This is a genomic window from Paludibacter propionicigenes WB4 (assembly GCF_000183135.1).
GTDB classification, from domain to species: Bacteria; Bacteroidota; Bacteroidia; order Bacteroidales; family Paludibacteraceae; genus Paludibacter; species Paludibacter propionicigenes.
Map to the genome: position 1 here is coordinate 2,916,052 of NC_014734.1, position 25,228 is coordinate 2,941,279.

Here is a 25,228-nt window from a genome sequence, read left to right on the forward strand (position 1 = left end):
CTGAATTTTTAGCGTACAACAGGTATTAGTTGCACACTGTTTTATTTTACAATTTTCTCTATTCGCATACCAATATCGTTTATGCCTGTCAATGTGGTATCACGCATTCCGTGCACAATTTTATATCGGTAGATTCCTGATTTAGTAAATCGGACATTTTCTTGGTATAATATCGGCATTTCCATTACAGAACCGATACCCGAACCAAGCCATTTTCCTCTTTGGTCCGCCAAATAGCATTCTATTGAATCTTTCATCTCTACTTTGTCCGGACTGGTTTTGTCTAAAAACAACCATAGGTTTTGATACGGATATTCTCCTCTGTTTCTGACGTTCACATAGACATTGTATGTAGATGTGGTGTCAGTAATCTGAATGTCGAAGGTGTATAAACTGTCTTTGTTCCAGCCTTTGGCATTGACTGCTTTGTACTGAAAAAAAACATCGTTGTTTTTACAAGCTGCAAAAGTAAGCGACACGAAAATCGCTAATAAAAACCTATTTTTCATTGTTGCCGGTATTATTCCCATTTTTCTTTATTGGTTTCTGAAATCTCGGAGTGTTTTCTTTGTTTTCTGCTGATCCGTTTTTTGCTCCTTGAGGACGATTGTTTGGTCGTTTATTTTTATGATTTGGCCGTTTCTTTTGAGTGTCAAATCTTGTTAGACTATCCTGACCAACAACGTTTTCGTAGTCAACAGGAACCGGTTTAGTATCTTTTTCTACTTGCTCACCAAGTGTTTCCGGTTTGGTGCCTCTCTTATTCATGGCTATGATTTCTTTAGCCCGTTTAGCAGATATTGTAACTACATTGGCTCCGAAATTGGCTGAGGTAGAATAAGAAATCAGCCCTTTAAACACGTCTGTTTTAAAGTGATAATAGGTGCTGTCCAGCGTTTCAAGTTGAATTTCTTTAGAAGGAAAATCTTTGATGGCATCCATGTAGGAATCCAGTTCGAAATTCATGCAGCACTTTAATTTTGCGCATTGACCGGCGAGCTTTTGAGGATTAAGCGAGATGTCCTGATAGCGGGCAGCACTGGTCGATACGGAATTGAAATTTGTCATCCAGCCGGAGCAGCAAAGCTCGCGTCCGCAAGGCCCTATTCCTCCAATTCTTCCTGCTTCCTGACGAGCCCCGATCTGTTTCATCTCTATGCGTACTCTGAATGTCTCTGCAAATACTTTAATTAATTGACGGAAGTCAACCCGCTCATCGGCTATGTAGTAGAAAATAGCTTTGTTGCCATCGCCTTGAAATTCAACATCGCCAATTTTCATATTCAGCTTGAGGCTTTCGGCTATCTGACGGGCTTTTATCATAGTAGCCTGCTCTTTTCCTTTTGCTTCCTGATATTTTTCAAGGTCAGTTTCTTTCGCTTTTCGGTAAACACGTCTGATTTCGATCTTTTCAGGATTAACGTTGTACTTCTTCATTTGTAGAAGCACTAATCTGCCTACCAGAGTAACTTCGCCTATATCGTGACCGGGTGAAGATTCAACCGCTACTACATCTCCTTTTTCAAGAGGTATTTTGGTGCTGTTTAAGAAATATCCTTTGCGGGTATTTTTAAATTGTACTTCTATAAAGTCAGTGTCTTTCTGCGTTTCAGGTAAATCGCACATCCAGTCGAATGTGCTGAGTTTTTGGGTAGAGTTGCGATGGCAACCCTTTTTATTCATTTGGCAACCGCCAGTATTTAGTTTGTAGTCCATTGTATATGAATTAGAATCCTCCGACATTGTCGAAGTCGAAAGTTTCGATTTTATTGAAATTTATTTTTTAAGCAGCATAATGACTTTCAGTGTCAAATCAAAGAAAATCATTTTTGCGTTTACGTTTTGTTCTATTTGTCTTTCTGCCAATGCAAATTCGTTCATTAATTCTTCCACATTTCTCTCGTTGATAAACGGCGAAAAGCGTTGAGAAAAATCAGCTTCGCCGGAAGTCAGGTAATTTAAATCCGGTTGCTGCATGTTTCGGATAAAGTTCTCGCGAATCATGCGTTGCGCGTAACTGAGAAAATTCTTTTGACGCTCGCGTCCAATGGATGCAGCGGCCATATCATCTGACCATTTGCGCAGTGTCTTGAGCGACGCATGATCTTTTTTGTTGCCAACCTGCCATGCAAGTCGCATTATCATAACGAAGCGATCAAAGTTTACTTTGTTTTCATCGCCTTCACTCAATACGGCTAATGCGTTCAGGTAGCTTCCGTTAGCAATGTGAGCAGCATATTCTGCTTCTGCCTGCTCTATTTCCAGTTCTTCATTTCGCAGAAGTGCCTGAATGATTTCATTCTCACTTAACCTCGGAACGTGTATGTGTTGAGTTCGCGAAAGTATGGTAGTGATAATTTCATCAGGTGTATTCGTAACCATCAGAAAAACAGTTTTTTCAGGTGGCTCTTCCAGTATCTTCAACAGTTTGTTGGCACAGGTGGTATGCATCTTTTCAGGAAGCCAGATAATCATGATCTTGTACTCCGACTCGTAAGTCTTGAGACTTAGCTTTCGTATAATCTCTTCACTTTCATTAGAGTAGATTAATCCTTGTTTGGCGTCTCCCGAAATTTTCGAATACCAGTCATTCAGTCCGAAATAAGAATTTTCGAGTATCATCTCTCTGAACTCAGCTATAAAATCATCACAAACAACCGTGTTTTTACCTGTAGGTTTTATTACCGGGTAAACGAAGTGTAAATCGGGATGCGCTAATTTTTTGTATTTCACACATGCCGGACAAACACCACACGAGTCAGTTGCCGAACGATTCTCACAACAGATGTATTGCGCGTAGGCTACTGCCAATGCCAGTTTCCCTATTCCCTCCGGTCCACGCAAGAGCTGAGCATGAGGTATCCTCTGTTCAGTTACCGTGCGTATTAAACGTTTTTTAATGTCTTGTTGACCAATTATTTGAGAGAAAAGCATGAATTTAATTTACAGTTTTATTCCAAGTTCGGATAAAATGCAAATATACAAAAAAAGAAAGGATTATGAAAAATGGCCTCCTGTAAGTGTATTTGTATTTAGAAATGAGGTAGAATTTGTATTTAGTTTTGTTTCTATTGAGAATAATTTGCCTGCAAAATTCTTTCAAATTTTTTCGTGATGCGTGCAACGTTTTGTTTTTATCCACCATCTACCCTATAAAACCGATAGACTAGTAATCGGTTAAGTGTAAGCATTTATTTAATTTATTATTGAAAATTATAAGGTTATGAGAAAGCTATTTATTGGTATTTCATTGTTGTTTCTTGTTATGTCGTGTAACGATGATTCAAATTCGTATGAAAACAATCACATTGGTATTGCCACAGTTGAAAACCCTACGCAGAGTACAGCGTTCGATTTTCGCTTGGATGACAGGACTTTCATGCATACAAATACTGCAGGACTATTAAACTATAAACCGAAGGATGGTCAGCGTATTATTGCAAATTACAGTTTTATTGAGAAGGTTTCGCCAACGAGTAATTCGGTTAATGTTGTAAAGCTAAATGATGTCTATGAAATCCTTACAAAAGGGATTTTTAAAATTAAACCGGCGCAACAGGACAGTATCGGCAATGATCAAATTGAAATTAGAAATATTTGGATTGGCAGTGATTATCTGAATGTTGAGTTTGTATATCCGGGTTATAACAAAACTCATTATATTAGTTTGGTTTCCGATAGCACCAAAACATATACAGATAACAAGACGCATCTGGAATTTCGCCATAATGCAAACGGCGATTATCCGTCAAATTCCAAATGGGGTATGGCATCATTTAATTTAAGTTCGCTTAAACTGAATCATGCTGCTAACGATTCGGTTAAGTTGGTTATTCATACCCGTGAATATTCATCAACGATTAGTAAAACGTATGAATTAACGTATAAATTCAGTGCGCAATCGGCATTAATGCATGATGCAAAGATTCCTTTTCCTTTGAAGTTAGATTCTAAGATTCACTAACATGATTTTTGATGTAGTTTTGCAAACAGCCCATTTGCCTCTTGGTAAGTGGGCTTTTTGTATGCGATAGTTTAATTTATAAAGATTATTTCCTTCAGAGCTTAACTTTTTGATACCTTTGTGTGTTTTTTCTGAATTGATAATCCAACTAATTTATAACGTTATATGAAAACCCTTGAGCCAAAAGCATTATGGAATTTTTTCCATGAAATAAACCAAATTCCTCGACCATCAAAAAAAGAAGAGCATGTAATTGCTTATCTAAAATCTTTTGGCGAAAACTACAATTTGACGACAAAAGTAGATGCGGCCGGCAATGTGCTGATATCAAAGCCTGCAACAAAAGGTTTTGAAGACAGAACGGCTATTATTCTGCAGGCTCACATGGATATGGTCTGCGAAAAAAACAGTGATATCGATTTTGATTTCGAGACTGATGCAATACAGGCTTATGTTGATGGTGATTGGGTAAAAGCTAAAGGAACAACCCTTGGTGCTGATAATGGTATTGGTATGTCGATGATGTTGTCAGTTTTATCTGACGATAGCTTGTTGCATCCAGCCATAGAGTGTTTATTTACGGTAGATGAAGAAACTGGTCTGACAGGCGCATTTGCTCTGGAACCAAATTTTCTGACAGGAAAGATCCTGATAAACCTTGACTCGGAAGATGATGGTGAAATATTTGTAGGATGCGCCGGAGGTATTGATACCACAGCAGTTCTTTCATACCAAGCCGATCCAACACCTGAGAATTATTTCGCTTTTTCTGTTTCAATCAAAGGACTAAAAGGTGGTCATTCCGGCGATGACATTGATAAAGGCTTAGGAAATGCCAATAAAATATTGAATCGTTTTCTGTGGACTCTTAATGGGCAAATGGATTTACGTCTTTCAAACTTTGATGGTGGAAATCTGCGTAATGCCATTGCAAGAGAAGCAACTGCTACTGCTTGTGTACCTTTTTCGGAAAAGGAGAGAGTGAGAATTCTTTTTAATCATTTCACAAACGATATTGAAAATGAAAAAGGGAGTGTAGAGCCTAAAATTCGATTGGAGTTAGAATCAGAAACACTTCCTGAAAAGCTTATCGACAAAAAAACATCCGACGCGTTGCTCGATGCGCTGTATGCTTGTCCGCATGGTGTTATTGCGATGAGTCCTGATATGCCGGGTTTGGTAGAAACTTCAACCAATCTGGCTTCGGTAAAGATGCAGGATAACCAAACAATCCTTATTACCACCAGCCAGCGTAGCTCGGTTGAGTCCTCTAAATATGATATTGCAAATCAGGTTAAAGCTGTGTTTTCTCTTTCAGGTGCAACTGTCACACAAGGTGATGGCTATCCGGGTTGGAAACCAAATCTTAACTCCGGTATTTTAGAAACGGCAAAGAACAGCTATATTAAACTTTTCGGCCAGCAACCTAAAATTCGTGCCATTCATGCAGGGTTGGAGTGCGGTCTTTTCCTCGAAAAATATCCTTTTCTGGATATGATATCCATTGGACCTCAAATGTATGGGGTGCACTCGCCTGATGAACGGTTAAGTATCTCTTCTTCCCAAAAATGCTGGGAATGGCTGGTTGATATATTGGCTTTCGAACGTGGGCATTAATGGGCGGATATCTTAATTAATGTTATAATTTATTCTCGCTTTTAAATTGTCTCGGATTTTGTTGTACTTTTGCATACCAATCGTTCAGTATTTTTTTAATTTTATGAATGACACAAGAGAATATATAATAGAAAAGGCATTTAGCTTGTTTTTAAAAGACAGCTACGTGGCGGTATCCATCAGCGATATAAGTAATGCTATCGGCCTCACAAAAGGAGCCTTGTATCATCACTTTAAAAATAAAGAGGAATTATTTAAAGCCGTCATCGACAAATATTTTGTTGTCAATGAAATAGTGCTAAATGAAGAGGTGGACACTTTTCTTGAATTTAGTGAGGCTTGTATTCGTAATGCCAAAGAGACACTACACAATATATTCTCGCATGGAGAAGAATTTGAAGTTATAAACTATATGTCGCTGATTGCAGATAGTTTTAGACACTATCCGGGCTTTGCAGATCAGAAAATGCAATTTATCCAGAATGAAACAGATAAGATTAAACTTATTTTGGTCAAATCGATTGAAAGGGGCGAAATTCGCTCGGATATAGACACTACATTAATTGCTCAAAGCTATTTTTCAAATATGCTGGGACTTGCAGCGCCAATAATCAAAAATCAATCAATCGATGAAGCTATTCTAAATCTTAGAGCTCAACTTGACCAAATGTATATGTTGCTAAAAAAAAGGTAACTTTTTTTTAGCTTTAGTTGCATACTGGTCGTTTAGTATGGTTGCAATTTTTTTTATACTAAATAAAAAAGCGACAACAGGTTTAGTGAAAAAAGAAAAGATTAATAACGTCAGCAGTTCAAATCGAATTTATAAAGTTTTTTAATGCGAAATAGATTTAAAATATTAATAATAAGCATCTTGTTGCCACTCCTTTTTGGTACAAGTACATTAAATGCACAATTATTTCAGGATTCGGTAACGCTAAATCTGATTAAAAGAAATATTGATTGCATTTATAATATGCAGTTTAAGGATACTCAGGAAGTTTTGCTGAAAATTAAGAAGGCGTATCCGGGGCATCCTGTTGTACTTCTTCTAAAAGGAATGCAGACTTACTGGAAAAACTATCCGCTACTAAATACAAACCCTGCACACGTTTCATTTGAGGAAGACTTACGTCAATGTATCCGTCTATCGGGGAAGAATAAGATTCCTGCCCATGAAGCGGAATACTTGTTGACTAATCTGTGTGCAAGGGGTATGCTTTTAGAATACTATAATCTGAATAATCTTACAATGGATGTGATTCCTCTTGTAACTGGTACTTATGGCAATGTTAGACATGCTTTCGGCTTAACCAATTCATGCACCGATTTACAGTATTATACCGGAGTTTACAATTATTACCGGGAGGCTTATCCCAAAGCGAATCCCGGTTATAAGCCGTTAGTCTTTCTTTTACCATCTGGAAATGAGAAGACAGGATTAAAGGAATTGCATAATGCTGCCATCAATGGTGTTGTGTTAAGGGCTGAATCTTATTATTTACTGGCAGGAATTTATTTAAACTTTGAAAACAAATATCAGCAAGCTATTTATTACTCCAGAACCCTCAATAAGTTATACCCGGATAATTCAGAATATCTTGCTTTGTATATTAAAAATCTACTACTTCTGAAACAATACGATGACGCTGAGAAAGTGATTACTGCCTCACAAAAAGAGATTGAAAATAAATACTTTCAGGCACAGCTTAGCATTTATCATGGAGTTTTGAAAGAAAAGAAATATCACGAGAATAATTTGGCTGAACAGTACTACAATTCAGGAATCAGTAAGCTGTCATTTTTTGGTTCGTATGGAAATGAATGTGTAGCCTATGGATATTTTGGACTGAGCCGAATAAACGAAATAAAAAAAGATATGAGTGCCAGCAAAAAGTTTCGGGACAAGGCGCTAAAGTTGGCAACTTTCAAGAAAATAAATTTTGATAAATAAATAGAGATAAAAAAACAGGAATAACGCTTTGTGTTTTCCTTATAGTAATTTAAATACAGATAAAAAACAAGGTATGAAAAAGACAATTTCATTTACACTAGTAGTATTTTTACTCGCGAGTTGTGCTCATAAAGACAAAGTGCAGGACGACTCAGCCCCTCAGGTGGTATTAACTGAAGTGACAAAAGTAACTGGTGAAGGCAATTTGCATTACAGTGGTAGTATTGAGGCTTTTCAAACGATACCTCTTACCTTTCAAACAACGGGAACGGTATTGAAGGTGCTCGTTAATGCGGGAGATGCTGTTCGCAAGGGCCAATTACTGGCGACTGTTGATAAAGCAGATGCTTTGAGTATGTATGAAGTGGCTAATGCCAAATACAAACAGGCAAAAGATGCTTACAACAGACTGAAGGATGTTCATGATAACGGAAGCTTATCTGAAATTAAATGGGTGGAAATGGAGTCGAATCTGCAACAGGCGCAATCTTCAGCTGCACTGGCTAAAAACAATTTGACTAAATGTGCGCTTTATGCTCCCGACAATGGAGTTATAGGACGACGAAACATAGAACCCGGTATGTCCTCGTTGGGAAATCCGGTGGCTCCGCTGGAATTGGTGAAAATCGAAACAGTGTATGTCAAGATCAGTGTACCCGAGAATGAGATAGGTAAAATAAAAAAAGGGTTGAAAGCTACTTTTAAAGTTTCAGCTCTTCAGGATAAGGTTTTTGATGGCACAGTAACCAATGTAGGTGTGGTGGCCGATCAGATTTCGCGTACTTACGAGGTCAAAATCACTGTGAAAAATCCTGGATTATTGTTGAAACCAGGAATGGTTTGCGATGTGAATCTGGGTATAACCGCTAATAAAGAAGTATTGTCGGTAGCTTATAGGGCTGTTAATAAGGACAAAGAGAATAATAGCTTTGTGTATGTGGCTGATCTAACAAAGAAAACAGTACGTAAAAGAATTATCAAAATTGGTAATTATCAAAATGATAATATTGAAGTACTGTCAGGATTATCAGTTGGAGAACAAGTGGTGAAAGATGGTGGAAATAAATTGTCGGATAACAGTAAAATCTCATTTTGATTATGAAACAGAAAAAAACAGGTTTTATAGGATGGGCTATGCGCTATCACAACATTACCAACATTCTGGTTGTGGTATTTGTCCTGATTGGGGTTGTAGCATTGCTAAAAATGCCCCGTAATGAATTTCCCAACTTTACGATTCGACAAGGTTTGGTTATTGGAGTGTATCCGGGAGCAAGCTCTGCAGAAGTAGAAGAACAACTCACCAAGCAAGTTGAGAATTATATATTTGGTTTCAAAGAGGTAAAAAAGGCAAAGACCTATTCGGAATCCAAAGAAGGAATGATGATTATTTATGTGGAACTCAACGACAATGTAACCAATGCCGATGAGTTCTGGTCGAAGCTGAAACATGGATTAAATGAATTCAAATCTTCTTTACCATCGGGAGTAATTGCTTTGATGGCCAACAGCGATTTTGGAGATACTTCTGCGATGTTAATCACTCTTTCTTCGAACACTAAGGGCTACAAAGACATGGAAAATGAGTTGAAGAAACTCAAAGCCGAATGTCGGAAGATTCCTGCAGTATCCAAGATAAAAGATTACGGTATTCAGAAGGAAAAGATCTATGTCAATGTTGAACCCGAAAAACTGAATGAGTACAACATTAAATCACTTTCGCTCCTGTCTTCTTACCAGTTCAATGGAATGGTATCACCTGCAGGTAAATTAAAAACGCCAGAGAATGATTTATATGTGCATTTTCCAGCCAATTTTGAATCGGAAAAGGATTTATCCGATCAGATAGTGTTTGCCGATCCGACAGGTGGTGTTGTCCGATTAAAAGATATAGCCAAAATAGAGCGGAAGGATGAAGAACCGGATAACTACATTCGTCAGGAGGGGAAAAAGACCATTCTTTTATCGCTCGAAATGCAACAAGGGAATAATATCGTTGACTTTGGTAAAGACGTACAAGTGGCATTAGATGCATTTAAAAAGAATTGTCCTAAAGATATTGAAGTGAACGTCATATCCAATCTGCCTCAATATGTAAATGATTCGGTTTCCGATTTTATGCGTGAATTTCTTATCGCTATTATCGCAGTGATATTGGTTGTGATGTTATTGTTGCCAAAAAAGGTTGCTGCCATTGCAGGAATAACTGTTCCCATAGCTATTCTTATAACCTTGGGGTTTCTGTATTTTTTTGGAGTTGAGTTAAATACTGTTTCGTTAGCAGGATTGATTGTGGTGTTGGGTATGATTGTGGATAATTCCATTGTGGTCATAGATAATTATATTGAACGGAAGGACCAGGGTATGTCTTCGTGGCATGCAGCCATCAAAAGTGCGCGCGAACTGGTAACACCTATTATTACTGCTACAATGGCTATTTGTATAGTATATATTCCCCTGGGATCTATGCTTCCGGGTACATCCGGCGATTTTGTAAGACCATTGCCTCTTACCATTTGTATCGCATTGGTAGTTTCGGTTGTTGTTGCATTGTTTGTTGTTCCGTTCCTCAATTTCCATTTCATTAAAAAAGGTCTGAAATCGGCAGATGAAAATACGGATAAAAAGAGCTTCCTGGATAAGATGCAGGCAGGTTTTGATGTTGCTTTGGATGCTACATTCAGGCATCCTAAAGTGACTATGGGAGTTGCTGTTGGATCTATTGTTCTGGCCGTTGTTCTGTTTCTAAAGATAGATCAGCGCTTATTTCCGGAGTTAGAACGAAATCAATTTGCTGTAGAAGTTTACCTTGATAAAGGAAGTTCGCTTGAAGCAACATCCAAGGTGGTAAGTAGTTTGGAGAATACTCTGAAAAAAGACAAAAGAGTAAGTACGGTAACCAGCTTTATAGGTAGCAGTTCTCCTCGTTTCCATACTTTGTATGCACCTCATATTCCAAGTCCTAACTATGGACAGTTGATGGTAAATACGGTAGACAACGAAGCAACCAGAGCCATCTGTGAGGAATACAGTAAAAAAACAGCGGGAGCGTATCCAAATGCCCATATAAAATGGAAAATTCTGGCCATGCAGATCAATAAATATCCCATCGAACTGCGTATTTCGGGTGACTCTATTAAAGATTTGAGAAAAGTAGAAGCCCAGATAGATTCCATCATAAAGCCCGTAAAAGGGATTACCTGGGTGTACCCTGACTGGGAACAAAAACAGCTGAATGTTCAGGTAGACCTGGATAAAGATAAAGCAAACCGAATGGGTTATTCCAAAGGACTCGTTGCGACTTCTCTTTTGATGAGCTTAAATGGTATTCCGTTGACTACTATTTGGGAAAATGATTATCCTGTGTCAGTAGAGCTCAAACAAGAAAAGGGAGAGAAAAAGGATATTGATTATTTAGGAAATCAAACTGTTACTTCTCCGATGAGTTTTTCGTCTGTGCCTTTAAGATCATTTGCTAAATTCACGCCGGAATGGACGGAGGGAACCATTGTTCATCGTAACGGAACAAGAACGTTGACCATACAATTGGATGTTGACTCCAAAGTGATGGCATCAAATATATTAGCTGAAATCAAACCCAAAATCGATAAGCTTGATTTGCCTAAGGGTGTTTCAGTAGGCTATGGTGGAGATTATGAAGGTCAAACCGAAGTATTTTTACCAATGGGTCTGGCATTAGCAATAAGTATCGCATTTATCTTCTTTATTTTACTGTTCCAGTTCAAAAAGGTAAAACTAGCTTCGCTGATCATGTCAACTATGTTATTAGGTTTACCAGGGGCTGCAATCGGTTTATTTGTTATGAGGTATCCATTTAGTCTTACGGCTTTTATTGGTATTACCAGTCTATGCGGTATAGTAGTCCGTAACGGAATTATCCTGATTGATTACCTGCAAGAGCTAAGAACTTTACACGGAATGGGAATACAAGAAGCTGCTTTAGCTGCAGCCAAACGACGAATGCGACCTATTTTCCTTACTTCGGCAGCTGCATCAGTAGGTGTAATACCTATGATTTTAAGTCGTTCGCCGCTTTGGGGACCGTTGGGAACAGTTATTTGCTTTGGACTATTAATCTCAATGGTACTTACATTGTTTATTCTTCCTGTTTTGTACACCATAATTTATCGTAATGAGAAGAAGGGTAAACCTAAAAGTAAGCATATTCCATACAGTAATATCAAAAAGATCACCCCTTTAATTATGCTGTTTGTGGTAATGGGAACATTTATGTCGACGGGATCTCATGCTCAAAGTCGCACACTTTCAATAGATTCTTGTAAGATTTATGCATTGAAAAATAATAAAACAATTAAGAATGCCGATTTAGAGGTGAAAAGTGCGCTGGAGACTAAAAAAAGCGCATTTACCAACTATTTCCCGAAAGTAAGTGCATCCGGTTTAGCTATGCGATCTGCAGATTATCTGGTTAAAGGAACTATTCCGTCGATGAATCTTCCGGTCTATGATGGAAATTTGGCAAATCTGGCCACGGCAAGTCAATTTGCTTACGTGCCTGAAATACCCATAAATGCATTAGATTATATCAATATGGCAAGTGTTTCGGTAACCCAGCCACTTTTTGCCGGGGGGCGTATTGTGAATGGAAATAAACTGGCTAAAATTGGTTCTGAAGTTAGTCAGCAGAAGAAGCTGTTGAATACTACCGAAGTGCTTGTAAAAACAGAGAACCTGTATTGGAGTACAATTGCCTTGCAGGATAAGATGGTGACGCTGACCAGTTACGAAAAACTACTCAATCAGTTACTCTCTGATGTTTCTGTGTCTGTTAAAGCGGGGTTGGCACAGCGAAGTGATTTGCTGAAAGTACAATTGAAACTGAATGAAGTAGGAATGAATAAACTGAAGCTGAAAAACGGAATCAGTTTGTCGAAAGAAGCTTTATGCCAACATATTGGTATTGATTATGACAGTACTTTCGTGCTGATTCATCCCGAAGTTCCTACAGAGTTCTTACAACAATCATCTACCGTCGACGCTGCAAAGGACAGGTATGAATATCAAATGTTGAATAAAGCATTGGAGGCTGAAAAACTGCAGAAAAAAATGACTTTAGGAGAATACCTTCCGCAGGTGGCGCTGGGTGGAATTGGTTTTGTGAACGATGTAGCCAACAAAACGTCATCCAATGCTATGGCTTTTGTATCGGTGTCTATCCCTATTTCCGATTGGTGGGGAGGGTCTCATAAGCTAAAAGAAAGCCAGTTTAAAATAGAGCAGGCAGCTAATAAATTATCGGAAACAACGGAACTGCTTAATCTCCAAATTCAACAAGCTAAAAACGAACTGAATGAGAGCCGCTTTCAAATTAAAACCAGTCAGGCCTCTGTCGATCAGTCGAAAGAAAATCTAAAGGTAGTGAATGACAACTATAAAGCAGGTGTCTCTTCTATGTCTGATTTGCTGGAAGCTCAAGCTTTGTATCAAGATTCTCAAAATCAGTTTACTGATGCAGTTTGTTCTTATAAAATAAAAATGGCAAATTATATGCAAGCTATAGGCAGATACAAGTAAGCAATAGCTCGACATTATTTCTCACTAATCAATTATTGCGGACTGATTTTATCTGAACTGCCAATTGCCTGTTGTTTCAGATGAAAGGAATTAATATGTTAATGAAGTCAATGATTAGAGTAAAATTCTACATTGTTCGTCTTTATAAACATATACTCAGTTTCGTTGTTCCAAACAGGAGTTTAAATGTGATTGTAAAAAACATGTGTAATTGACATTTTGCTTTTTTGCAATCATATTTCTTCGACAATAGTTGAACTTGTCAATTAATTGTTTTACCTTTGCAACGTAATTAAATCAACAAAATGGAAAATCGGAATTTATCATTAATAATGGAAGCGGGCAAGATGATGCGCGAGATAATCAGAGTACTCAAAAAACGTACTGGAGAGCAGGCATTTATTAAGCTCACGATAGAGGAATTTATATTGCTTAATACGATTCATAATAACGATGTTGACGTTATTCAGAAAGATATGGCGTATATGTTGGGGAAGGATAAGTCCTCGATACTCCGCTTAATAGATTCATTAGAAGATAAAAACATGGTTAGAAGGGTGGTTGATGTGAGCGACAGGAGAAAAAACTGCTTGATGGTTACAAAAAACGGTGAAAAGGGATTGAACGATTATGTTGTAATTGGGTCTAAGCTAATACAAGAGTTGAAGCAGGGTGTAACTGAGGAAGAAATGGCTACTTTTTTTAAAGTGGTAAATCAAATCAGAGCTAACTCTGAGAAACTTTGATTTCTGATCGAGATAGTTGATTTCATCAATGATTGATTGGTTTGTTTGAAGCTGGAAAATAAGCATATTTATTAAAAAATATTCATGAAAAAAGATATTTGTAAAAAGAAAAAATAGTTCCTTTGTATTTCTTTAATAGAACTATTAATGCTTTTTACACGTAAGATTTAACGGAAACGCAATAAAATTATTCAAATTTTTTAATCAAGAATAACAGCCTAATTATGTTGTTAGGATTTATATATTTAATATAATTAATATCAGAAAAATGAAAAGAGAAATTAAAAAAGCAGAAGGAAAGCTTGGTATTCTGTTGCCAGGTATGGGTGCTGTTGCTACGACTCTGATTGCCGGGGTTTTAGCTAGTAGAAAAGGACTTTCAAAGCCCATCGGTTCGTTAACGCAAATGGGAACTATCCGTTTGGGTAAAAGAACTGACAAAAGAAACCCTCTCATTAAGGATTTCGTGTCATTGGCAAATTTAGATGACGTTGTATTCGGAGGTTGGGATTTGTTTACCGACAATGCTTACGAAACTGCTAATAAGGCTGGTGTATTAGAAAAATCAGACATCGAACCATTGAAAGATGAGTTGATCAAGATTAAACCAATGACAGCCGTTTATGATCATAAATACCTTGTAAATCTAACACCAAACAATATCAAAGAAGGACCAACAAAAATGGACCTTGCTCAACAATTGATGGCTGATATTGAGAACTTCAAAAAAGAAAATAATTGTTCTCGTATAGTTGTTCTTTGGTGTGCTTCTACAGAAGTATATTCAGCTCAAACAGATGTTCATGCTACTGTTGAAAGTCTTGAAGAAGGTCTGAGAAACAATGATCCTAACATTTCTCCAAGTATGATTTATGCTTACGCGGCAGTAAAATTAGGTTATCCGTATATCAATGGAGCTCCAAACTTGTCTTGTGATGTGCCTGCTATGGTAGAATTGTCACACAGAACAAATACTCCAATTATGGGTAAAGATTTTAAATCAGGACAAACTTTGATGAAAACAATTTTGGCTCCTGGTTTACGTGCTCGTTTAATCGGTCTTGATGGCTGGTTCTCTACCAATATTTTGGGTAACAGAGATGGAGAAGTGTTGGACGATCCGGGAAGTTTCAAATCAAAAGAAGTTTCAAAATCAGGCGTATTGCACGACATTCTTGAACCTGAATTATTCCCTGAATTGTATGGTAATACTTATCATAAAATCAGAATTGAATATTATCCACCTCGTGGCGACTTTAAAGAAAGCTGGGACTGTTTGGATATTTTCGGTTGGATGAACTATAAAATGCAGATTAAGATCAATTTCTCTTGTCGCGACTCTATTTTAGCAGCACCGTTGGCTCTTGACTTGGCTTTATTCATTGATTTGGCTAAAAGAGCAGACATGCGTGGTGTGCAAGAATGGTTGTCATTCTACTGCAAATCTCCTCAAACTGCTCAGGGACTTCCTGCTCAAAATGATGTATTCAAACAATTGGAAAAATTGGAAAACACTTTAAGATACCTTAAAGGTGAAGACTTGATTACGCATTTAGGTTTGGATTATTATGAAAATGAACTTTTTGCATAAACTTATTTGTACCGGTATGGGCTTGGGGTTAATACCCCTCGCTCCCGGCACATTTGGTGCTCTAGGAGGGTTTGTTTCAGGTTATTTTATTAAGCACTATTCCAGTCAACCAGATATATACATACTGGCACTTATAATCTTTTTTACACTAATTGGTGTTTATAGCTCTAATAAAATAATACCAGAATGGGGAAAAGACCCATCAAGAGTAGTAATAGACGAAGTTGTAGGCATGTGGATTTCGATGCTCTTCATCCCGAATAATATATTATTCATGTTGTTGGCATTTGTTTTGTTCCGCCTGTTTGATATTTATAAACCATTTTTTATAAGAAAATTTGAAGCGTTTCCTCAGGGTTGGGGAATAATGTTGGATGATGTGGCTGCCGGGGTTTTTGCAAATGTGACATTACAATTGTTTCTAATCATTAAAACACAATTCATGTGGTAGAAGCATTCAATTATTTGGCAAAGTTTTTTAAGGCGCAAGTGGCATCATTAACGGCCACATTAGTCGATTTTTCTATAACTTATATTTTGACATCCTTCGTTGGTTTTTCCTATATCCTATCCTCAGGAATAGGCGTTGTTTGTGGAGGTGTTGTCAATTTTACACTTGGGCGCTACTGGGTTTTTAGCGCCGAAAATGAGAAGAAAGCCGATCAGATACCAAGATATATGCTTGTGTGGCTATCCAGCATGCTTTTAAATATGGGTGGCATTATTTTTTTTACAGAGATTGTAGGGCTTTATTATTTAATCTCCAAAATAGCAACTGCCGTGATAGTAGGTGTTTTTTTCAATTACTATCTACAAAAAACTTTTGTTTTTAAAACTAAAACTAAAAGCAGTATTTAACCGTAAACGACAATTGAGCCGTTACTATATAGAACGATTTTTAAATTGATGAAAACAAGAATAGCAATCTTAGCCATTTTTCTAAGTTTTATCCCATTTGTGGGTTTTTCTCAAGCAGATAAATCTACTGTTGCCATCAAAGGAATTGTGCTTGATGCACAAACTAATGAACCTATACCATCAGCTTCTGTTGTTTTTGTTCATGATAATAAGCGGGTTTACAAAACTAATGCATCCGGAAAATTTACAATTCAGCGAGATGCGTCGATTTCTTCCAAAACACAAATCAAAGTTTCGTGCGTTGGTTATAAGGCCGTAACTGCTGTTTTAGATCTTGAAAAAGAGATGGAAGTTCTTCTTACCGCTCAAGCGCAAAATCTGAAAGAGGTTACAGTAAAAAAAGCAAGGTACCGCAATAAAAACAATCCTGCTGTAGAACTTATTGAAAATGTTATAGCTAACAAGAAGAAGAACAGAAAAGAAGCTGTAAATTATTATGAAAACGAGAAGTATGAAAAAATACAATTCGCTTTCAACGATATAACTCCCAAATTTAAACAAAAGCGGGTTTTTAAAAACCTCCAGTTTATGTTTGCAAGCACTGATTCGACGGAGGAAAATGGTAAAGAGATATTGCCGATTTACATGAAAGAAACCATATCGGACTATTATTATCGCAAATCGCCTAAAAACGAAAAGGAAATTATAAAATCAAATAAGTCAGTCAACTTTGAGGGATTGGACAATAAAGGGATTGAAGATAATATCAAGTACATGTATCAAGATATTGAGATATATGATAATAATATTACCTTGCTTACCAACCAGTTTCTAAGCCCGATTGCAAATTCGGCTCCTACTTTTTACAGATATTATATTTCAGATACTATTCAGTCCGGAGCAGATAAATATGTCAAGCTGTTTTTCGGATCGAGAAATAAGGAAGATATGCTTTTTCAGGGATTTCTGTATATAACCCTGGATGGCAGTTACGCTATTAAGGGTATAGAATTGTCTGTAAACAAAAATATAAATCTCAATTTTGTCAAGGATGTGAAAATTACGCAGGAGTTTGACAAAACTGCTGATAAAGGCTGGTTGCTATCGTACGATGAAACAGCAATTAACTTTGGACTAACCAAAAAAGGGCAGAGTTTATTAGGAAAAAGGACTGTTTCATACAAAGGTTATCGGTTTGAACCATCCAAGAGTGATTCCATATTCAGAGGAAAGAGTGTAGTGGTGCTTGATAGTGCCAATATAAGAAGTGAAGAATACTGGAAGGCACACAGACACAAAGAACTTTCGAAATCTGAAACCGGAACTTACGCTATCATTGATAGTGTGCAGAGTACGCCTATTTTTAAAAGAACGGTTGATATCATCAATATCGTGCTGTTCGGATACAAAGATTTGGGAATCTTCGAAGTTGGACCTGTGAATACTTTTTACAGCTTCAATCCAATAGAAGGTACCCGTTTAAGATTTGGTGGTAGAACTACTCCTAAGTTTAGCAAGAGGTTTAACTTTGATACGTACCTGGCTTACGGCTTTAAAGATGAGAATCTAAAGTATTACCTGAGTGGGACAGTTTCGCTGACGCCTCATTCGGCCTATGAGTTTCCTGTAAAATCGCTGAGTATGAGTTATCAGAATGATACCAAGATACCCGGACAGGAAATGCAGTTTATTCAGGAGGATTTTGTTCTGCTCTCGATAAAAAGAGGGGTCAACGATAAACTGTTTTATAACAAAACATTTAAGGTGGAGCATCTGAATGAGTTCGAGAATCATTTCTCATACACACTCGGTTATCAGTACACAAAGGAGGCTCCCGGTGGAAATCTGTTTTATAATTACACCGATTATGCTCAGCATACTAACGATATTGACAACATAAATATATCTGAATTTTCGCTTAAGCTCCGTTACGCCCCCAATGAGAAGTTTTATCAGGGTAAGGCAATGAGGATACCGGTGAAGAGTAAGTATCCTGCTTTTGAAGTCCAGCTTAATTCAGGTCAAAAACTGTGGGGCAATGATTATAATTATTACAATCTTCGCTTTTCAGCCTCTAAAAGGTTTTATTTTTCAGTTCTGGGATATTCAGATGTTGTATTTGAGGCAGATAAAATATTTGGAAAAGTTCCTTATCCATTGTTGAATATAGCACGTGCTAATCAGACATATTCTTATCAGATTATGTCGTACAACTTGATGAATTTCCTCGAGTTTGTTAGCGACAGGTATGTGTCACTTAATATAGATCACTGTTTCAATGGCTTTTTCCTGAATAAGATTCCGCTCATAAATAAGCTGGATTTAAGAGAAAGCGTTACTTGTAAAGTTCTTTGGGGAGATATTTCCAAACAAAATGATCCGTCTCAAACCAGCGGTTTGTTCAAATTGCCTACAGAGGTTGATGGATCTCCGCTGACTTACTCTATGGCAAAAGCGCCATACATTGAGGGAAGTATTGGTATCGGTAATATATTTAAACTTTTCAGGGTAGATTTAGTGAAACGTTTCTCGTACCTAAATCATCCACACGTGGCAGATATCGGACTCAGAATGCGGTTTAAATTTGATTTCTAAACAAATAGTAATATAGAGAAAATGAAAGCAAAAGATTCAGCTCAGCAATTGATTTATAAGATTATAAATCCGTTTATTAAGATGTTGATAAAAATGAAAGTAACACCAAATGTGATTACAACGGTGGGCTTAATAATTAATATTATCGCCGTGGTTGTTTTTATTATTGGAGGAGAAAAAGGAGCTACAGGAGATTTATCTTATATCGGCTGGGGATGCGGACTTATACTTTTTGCAGGTTTGTTTGATATGATTGATGGACGCTTGGCGCGTGTAGGAAATATGTCTTCACGATTCGGAGCACTTTATGATTCCGTACTTGACCGATACAGTGAGCTGTTTATGTTTTTCGGAATTTGCTATTATTTGGTTGCTCACCATTATTTCTTAAGTTCAATTTTTGCATTTGTGGCTCTGATAGGTTCTATGATGGTAAGTTATGTCAGAGCCAGAGCCGAAGGACTGAATATAGAATGTAAAGGCGGTTTGATGCAACGTCCGGAGAGAGTTGTAACTATTGGATTATCGGGAGTTATTTGCGGCATAGTATCGGCTATAACCGGCGGAAATCATAAGCTGTATGTAAATGATATGTCGTACGATGTTATTGAAACAATATCGATATTTACAATACCCATCCTTATAGTGGCTGTTATGTCTAATCTTACTGCGATCAAACGATTGAATTACTGTAGATTACATATGAACGGAGAGGATAATGCTTCAAAATAATATTTTACAATAAGACTAATACAATAGTGATGTTTCTCAGGTTATCTTCTGCCGCAATAAAATCCATATTCCTTTCCAGATACTTTGCTTTTTTAAGCATTTTATTAGTTTCCAATCTGTGTTTTGGGAATAATCATGAATCGTATCCGGTTCCGCAGAAAACAAACAAATTGTTATTTTATCTTCAGCGGTCACATAATAAAAACACAATCGTTTACGAGCTCAATACTCTGGCTGATGGAACTATAGATGTGAAAAATCCGATAAAAGTATCGTGGATTCGTTTCGAAGAAGGAGGAAAAAGAGCAGAACTATCTTTTATTCAGCGCAGGGCATTTGGTGTAAAATGCCGTTTGGCTGATAAGTCTGACAATTCGTTTATTGTTCAGTTTAATAATTTTAATAAACGTGACATTAGGCTGGTGAAGACTGCAACGGGCACTTACTGCGCTTTGATGAAAATCGATAATGAAACAGCAGAACTCGAAGATGTGTATATCAAAGCCGAAAATAATGCTATCGGATTACCCATATCATTTAAATATATGGATGTTTATGGCATTTCTCAAAAAGACAGAAAACCTGTTTATGAAAGAATAACTCTATAAGCATGACCACATTTAATTTTGAAGAGGCAAAAAGAACTAAGATAACAGCTTTATTCGTTTCGCTCCTTTACATACTGATAATTTCTTCTTTGATAGGATTGAAGACCGAGAACTGGATAATTGTGCTTGCATTCAATGCCTGTATCTGGCTATCACAGAGTAGTCGTAAATTTATATTGGCATTCAGCATTTTTATCTTTTTTGCTATTATCTATGATTTAATGAAAGTTTACCCAAATTATAGGGTAAATCCGGTAGATATTGGCGGCATTTATAATTTTGAAAAGTCATTGTTCGGGTTCAATTATCATGGAGCCATAGTGACACCAAACGAATTTTTCGCACTACATCACACCACTTTTTTCGATCTTCTGGGAGGTTTCTTCTATCTGAATTGGATTCCTTTACCCGTTGCTTTTGCTTTTTGGTTGTATTTTAAAAACAAGAAGCAGTTTTTGCATTTTTCACTTACCTTTCTTTTTGTGAATCTGATCGGATTCTGTATTTATTATCTTCATCCTGCTGCACCTCCGTGGTATGTGGCAAAGTATGGCTTTGATTTTATTCAGCACACACCGGGCGATACAGCCGGATTAGGGCGGTTTGACAAATTGTTACATGCTAATATCTTTGGCTCGTTGTATTCACGAAATTCGAATGTCTTTGCTGCAATGCCATCCCTTCATTGCGCTTATCCGCTTATTGCTTTTTTCTATGCGTTCAAAAGCAATGTAAAGAGCATGAAATGGTATTTTGGAATTGTCATGGTGGGTATTTGGATCACGGCGATTTATTCCGGTCATCATTACGTTGTTGATGCCATAATGGGGATAAGTTGTGCCGGAGCCGGAATTCTAATTTTTCAATTTGTATTGTTGAGAATTCGGGCAGTAAAAACTTTCCTCTCCGCATACGAGCAATTAATTACCTGAAAATGCGAAATTTACAGATAAATTTGTGATTCCAAAGGAAAGTATACTAAGATGTTGATTTATTATTCCTTATTCCTTAGTATATTTGCAATTTAGCGCGTTGTTTTCCTTTTTTTCGAAAACAACAATCTTCTTAATTCATGAATTAAAATTTGTCGTAACTTTTTGTTAATTTAGGCAGGTAGATTTCGAAAAAATTTCAGGAAAGAATAAGCATGAAAGAACCAAATAAACGGAAAATTATAAACGATCCGGTATTCGGGTTTATCAACATTCCGAATAACTTTCTGTATGATATTATCCAACATCCCTACTTCCAACGTTTGAGTAGAATCAAACAGTTGGGATTGTCGTCGTTCGTTTATCCGGGAGCACAACATACTCGTTTGCAACATTCGTTGGGTGCCATGCATCTTATGAGTGAGGCAATTGCACAGTTAAGGCTGGAAGGACATGAAATTTCGTTAGAAGAATCAGAAGCGGTGCAGGCTTGTATGTTGCTGCATGATATAGGACATGGACCTTTTTCGCATACTTTAGAGCACAGTTTGGTGTCGGGTGTCAATCACGAGGAAATTTCGTTGTGGATGATGCAGAAGATTAATCGGGAGATTGATGGAAAACTGGATATGGCTTTGCAGATATTTACGAATAATTATCCCCGTAAGTTTTTACATCAGCTTGTTTCGAGTCAGCTTGATATGGATAGACTTGATTATCTGAGTAGGGATAGTTTCTATTCGGGTGTGAGCGAAGGAATAATAGGAGCAGCCAGAATTATTAAGATGTTAAATATACATAATGATCAATTGGTTGTTGAAGCTAAAGGGATTTATTCTATCGAGAAGTTTTTAGTGGCAAGACGACTGATGTACTGGCAGGTTTATTTGCATAAAACTTCCGTGGCAGCCGAAAAGATGTTGATGAATATACTGAGGAGAGCCAAGGAACTGGCAGGCAGGAATGTTGATCTTTTTGCATCACCGGCATTGCATTATTTTCTTTACAATGAAGTTTCGAAAAAGCATTTTACAGACTCTGAGGTTGCTCTTCGACATTTTGCTATGCTTGATGATTCCGATGTAATTTGTGCTATCAAAGTATGGTCTGAGCATTCGGATATTGTTCTGTCGTTTCTTTGTAAGTCATTTATCGACAGGAGATTGTTTAAAGTGGAGACCGGAACTAAACCTGTAGCTGACGAAAGACGCGAAGTGCTGTTGAGACAATACATGACTCACTTCAACGTTAGTGCAGAAGACGCAACCTATTTTATGGGTGAAGAAATCGTGAGTACTGATACCTATAGTCCGAAAGATGACAACATCAACATCCTATATAAAGATGGAACTGTTAAAGATATAGCAGATGCATCGGATATGCTGAATATATCCGTGCTTACTAAGAAAGTTGAGAAGTTTTATTATTGCTACCTGAAACTGTAAAACAGTCGGATTGAACTTGCTTATAAATCGGCTTTTGCAATCGATGCATGTGTTTTCTTTTCTAAATAGCGTGGCCGTCATTATGGATTATTGGAAATAGTTTATTACTTTTGCACCCAAAAAAATTTTATATGGAGTTTACAGCTCAACAAATTGCAGACTTTTTACACGGTCAAATTCAAGGAGATCCTTCAGTAAAGGTAAGCAATTTTTCAAAAATTGAAGAAGGGAAACTCGGAACACTGACTTTTTTGTCGAATCCGAAATATAATCAGTATATCTACGATTGTCAGGCAAGTATTGTGCTGGTTAATAAAGATTTTACTCCAGAAAAAGAAATTAGTTCTACCCTGATAAGGGTAGATGATGCATATCAGTCATTAGCCACGTTGTTAACGTTGGTTGATCAGGCAAAACCAAGAAAAACAGGCGTTTCGCCATTGGCATTTATTTCAGATAGTGCCGTAATAGGTGAAAATGCTTATATTGCTCCATTTGCTTATATTGGAGAAAATGTAGTTATTGCTCCCAATGCAACTATTCACGCTCATTGCAGCGTCGAAGATGGTGTGAAGTTAGGAGCGAATGTTACGTTGTTCTCTGGTGTGAAGATATATAACAGTTGCGTTATCGGAGATAATTGTACACTGCATTCCGGTTGCGTGATTGGGTCCGACGGTTTTGGCTTTGCTCCGGTAGAAGATGGTTCGTATAGCAAAATTCCTCAGATGGGTAATGTTGTACTCGAAGATGATGTAGAGATAGGGGCAAACTCGGTGGTAGACAGAGCTACAATGGGTAGTACCATCATTCGCAAAGGAGTGAAAATAGATAATTTAGTGCAGATAGCACATAATGTAGAGGTTGGAGTTAATACTGTTATAGCTGCACAAACAGGGATTTCAGGTTCTACAAAATTAGGAAAACGATGTATTCTGGCTGGTCAGGTAGGCATAGCCGGGCATTTACATATAGCCGATGGCACTATTTTTGGTGCTCAGACCGGCGTGCCGAGTTCAGTGAAAAAACCAAATCAAACGTTACAGGGATATCCTGCTTTACCGATTATGACTTTTCAAAGGGCTTCAGTAGTTTATAAAAATTTACCTGAAATTCAAAAGCAGATTTTGGAATTGCAAAAGCAAATTCAGGAGTTAGAAAACAAAATAAAAAAGTAGTATCTCTAAAATAACGTATGTCGAAACAAAAAACGATTAAAGAAGCCTTTACACTAGCCGGAAAAGGTTTACACTCCGGTTTGGAAATAGTCTTAACGTTCAATCCAGCCCCCGAAAATCACGGAATTAAAATTAAAAGAGTAGATTTGCCAGAGCAACCCGAGATGGATGCAGTAGCCGAGTATGTAACTGAAACTACGCGAGGTACAGTTTTGAAAAAAGGGGAAATGCAGGTTAGTACTGTAGAACACGCTTTATCAGCACTTTATGCATTCGGAATCGACAATTGTTTATTGGAAGTAAATGCACCGGAATTCCCTATTTTGGATGGAAGTGCAAAATATTTTGTTGAACAAATTCAACAAATAGGAATTGTAGAACAACAAGCAGAAAAGGACTATTTCATAGTTCGGAAAAAAATAGAATATACCATACCTGAAACCGGAGCAAAAATCATTTTACTTCCCGATGATACTTTCAGTGTGGATGTGCATATTGCATTTGATTCAGCTGTGCTGAATAACCAATTTGCAAGCCTTTCATCGTTGGATGACTTTGCAACCGAAATAGGCAGTGCACGCACTTTCGTTTTTGTACGCGAGATAGAGCAACTGGTGAAGCTCAACCTTATCAAAGGTGGTGATCTGAAAAATGCTATTGTTATTTATGACAAGCAGGTATCTCAGGCAGACTTTGATAACCTGGCTGATTTGATGAATCAACCTCACCAGGATGCCGGTAAACTGGGTTATCTGAATGGGGGAGTGAAATTTCCAAACGAACCGGCACGTCACAAACTGTTGGATGTGATTGGTGATTTATCTCTGATTGGTAAGCCTATTCGTGGAAAAGTAATTGCAACTTATCCCGGACACAAAATAAATACGGAATTAGCCAAGCTGATTCGTAAAGAGCTTAAAAAGCAAGAAATTCAGGCGCCTGTTTACGATGACACGATTGCACCTGTTTTGGACGTAAACGCTATTCGCAAACTTTTGCCACATCGCTGGCCATTTCTGCTGGTTGATAAAATCATAGAAATGCGCGAAAAAGTTATTGTAGGCGTAAAGAACGTTACTGTAAACGAGACTTTCTTTATGGGGCATTTCCCTGAAGAACCGGTTATGCCGGGTGTTTTATTAGTTGAAGCCATGGCGCAGACCGGTGGTTTGTTGGTGCTAAACTCGGTTGAAAATCCGGAAACATACTCAACCTATTTTTTGAAAATAGACAATGTGAAATTTCGCCAGAAAGTGGTTCCGGGCGATACGGTGATTTTCCATCTGGAGATGCCTGATGAAATGCGCAGAGGCTGTGCGTTAATGAAAGGTCATGCTTTTGTTGGTGGAAAAATAGTTGCTGAAGCAGAATTTATGGCGCAAATAGTAAAGAACAAGTAAAAGACGCTATACAACATAAACTTGATTTGTAAGATCAAGATATTCAAAGTAA

At 37.4% G+C, this 25,228-nt stretch carries 19 protein-coding genes and 1 pseudogene; 17 read left to right on the top strand and 3 right to left on the bottom strand.

What is annotated here, in order from left to right; genetic code table 11:
* Window positions 1-41: 41 nt before the first annotated feature.
* From PALPR_RS12025 to holB, 3 genes and pseudogenes are all read right to left on the bottom strand, one after another.
* Window positions 42-509 (bottom strand): gliding motility lipoprotein GldH, encoded by a 468-nt coding sequence (locus tag PALPR_RS12025; RefSeq protein WP_013445908.1) that lies wholly within the window; start codon window positions 507-509, stop codon window positions 42-44.
* A 1-nt stretch (window position 510) separates the two neighbouring features.
* Window positions 511-1,716 (bottom strand): annotated as a pseudogene (locus PALPR_RS12030) (PSP1 domain-containing protein); the annotation flags it as partial.
* A gap of 60 nt (window positions 1,717-1,776) precedes the next feature.
* A complete protein-coding gene (gene holB, locus PALPR_RS12035) occupies window positions 1,777-2,934 on the bottom strand; it encodes a DNA polymerase III subunit delta' (RefSeq protein ID WP_013445910.1) in 1,158 nt (385 codons plus the stop codon).
* Window positions 2,935-3,223: 289 nt separating this feature from the next.
* Between holB and PALPR_RS15505 the strand changes: the two genes are divergently transcribed.
* The 17 genes from PALPR_RS15505 (at window position 3,224) to PALPR_RS12125 (ending at window position 25,176) form a co-directional block, all read left to right on the top strand.
* A complete protein-coding gene (locus tag PALPR_RS15505) occupies window positions 3,224-3,964 on the top strand; it encodes a NigD1/NigD2 family lipoprotein (protein WP_013445911.1) in 741 nt (246 codons plus the stop codon).
* Window positions 3,965-4,129: 165 nt separating this feature from the next.
* Entirely contained in the window at window positions 4,130-5,581 is a 1,452-nt protein-coding gene (locus tag PALPR_RS12050; RefSeq protein WP_013445912.1) for an aminoacyl-histidine dipeptidase, read from the top strand.
* A gap of 103 nt (window positions 5,582-5,684) precedes the next feature.
* Window positions 5,685-6,275 carry a TetR/AcrR family transcriptional regulator gene (locus PALPR_RS15510; protein WP_013445913.1) on the top strand — a complete coding sequence of 197 codons (591 nt, stop codon included), beginning with the start codon at window positions 5,685-5,687 and terminating at the stop codon, window positions 6,273-6,275.
* Window positions 6,276-6,419: 144 nt separating this feature from the next.
* Entirely contained in the window at window positions 6,420-7,535 is a 1,116-nt protein-coding gene (locus tag PALPR_RS12060) for a tetratricopeptide repeat protein (RefSeq protein ID WP_041620402.1), read from the top strand.
* Window positions 7,536-7,608: 73 nt separating this feature from the next.
* A complete protein-coding gene (locus tag PALPR_RS12065; RefSeq protein WP_013445915.1) occupies window positions 7,609-8,631 on the top strand; it encodes an efflux RND transporter periplasmic adaptor subunit in 1,023 nt (340 codons plus the stop codon).
* Between the two features lie 2 nt (window positions 8,632-8,633).
* Window positions 8,634-13,091, top strand: a complete 4,458-nt coding sequence (locus PALPR_RS12070) for an efflux RND transporter permease subunit (protein WP_013445916.1) — start codon at window positions 8,634-8,636, stop codon at window positions 13,089-13,091.
* A 305-nt stretch (window positions 13,092-13,396) separates the two neighbouring features.
* On the top strand, window positions 13,397-13,837 hold the full coding sequence (locus PALPR_RS12075; RefSeq protein WP_013445917.1) for a MarR family winged helix-turn-helix transcriptional regulator: 441 nt from the start codon (window positions 13,397-13,399) through the stop codon (window positions 13,835-13,837).
* Window positions 13,838-14,105: 268 nt separating this feature from the next.
* Window positions 14,106-15,428 (top strand): inositol-3-phosphate synthase, encoded by a 1,323-nt coding sequence (locus PALPR_RS12080; protein WP_013445918.1) that lies wholly within the window; start codon window positions 14,106-14,108, stop codon window positions 15,426-15,428.
* On the top strand, window positions 15,406-15,879 hold the full coding sequence (locus PALPR_RS12085) for a phosphatidylglycerophosphatase A family protein (protein WP_013445919.1): 474 nt from the start codon (window positions 15,406-15,408) through the stop codon (window positions 15,877-15,879). Before PALPR_RS12080 ends, PALPR_RS12085 begins: the two co-directional genes overlap by 23 nt.
* Window positions 15,873-16,286: a GtrA family protein gene (locus tag PALPR_RS12090; protein ID WP_013445920.1), complete on the top strand. Its 414-nt coding sequence runs from the start codon at window positions 15,873-15,875 to the stop codon at window positions 16,284-16,286. Before PALPR_RS12085 ends, PALPR_RS12090 begins: the two co-directional genes overlap by 7 nt.
* Before the next feature lie 48 nt (window positions 16,287-16,334).
* Window positions 16,335-18,881, top strand: a complete 2,547-nt coding sequence (locus tag PALPR_RS12095; RefSeq protein ID WP_013445921.1) for a DUF5686 family protein — start codon at window positions 16,335-16,337, stop codon at window positions 18,879-18,881.
* Between the two features lie 21 nt (window positions 18,882-18,902).
* Window positions 18,903-19,613: a CDP-alcohol phosphatidyltransferase family protein gene (locus PALPR_RS12100; RefSeq protein WP_013445922.1), complete on the top strand. Its 711-nt coding sequence runs from the start codon at window positions 18,903-18,905 to the stop codon at window positions 19,611-19,613.
* A gap of 29 nt (window positions 19,614-19,642) precedes the next feature.
* On the top strand, window positions 19,643-20,221 hold the full coding sequence (locus PALPR_RS15515; protein ID WP_013445923.1) for a DUF4833 domain-containing protein: 579 nt from the start codon (window positions 19,643-19,645) through the stop codon (window positions 20,219-20,221).
* A gap of 2 nt (window positions 20,222-20,223) precedes the next feature.
* Window positions 20,224-21,153, top strand: a complete 930-nt coding sequence (locus PALPR_RS12110) for a phosphatase PAP2 family protein (protein ID WP_013445924.1) — start codon at window positions 20,224-20,226, stop codon at window positions 21,151-21,153.
* Between the two features lie 215 nt (window positions 21,154-21,368).
* The gene (locus PALPR_RS12115) at window positions 21,369-22,598 is read left to right on the top strand and encodes an HD domain-containing protein (protein WP_013445925.1); all 1,230 of its coding nucleotides are present in this window, start codon (window positions 21,369-21,371) and stop codon (window positions 22,596-22,598) included.
* Window positions 22,599-22,729: 131 nt separating this feature from the next.
* Window positions 22,730-23,776: a UDP-3-O-(3-hydroxymyristoyl)glucosamine N-acyltransferase gene (gene lpxD, locus PALPR_RS12120; RefSeq protein ID WP_013445926.1), complete on the top strand. Its 1,047-nt coding sequence runs from the start codon at window positions 22,730-22,732 to the stop codon at window positions 23,774-23,776.
* A 17-nt stretch (window positions 23,777-23,793) separates the two neighbouring features.
* Window positions 23,794-25,176, top strand: coding sequence for a bifunctional UDP-3-O-[3-hydroxymyristoyl] N-acetylglucosamine deacetylase/3-hydroxyacyl-ACP dehydratase (locus tag PALPR_RS12125; protein WP_013445927.1), 1,383 nt, complete (start codon window positions 23,794-23,796; stop codon window positions 25,174-25,176).
* Window positions 25,177-25,228: the final 52 nt, after the last annotated feature.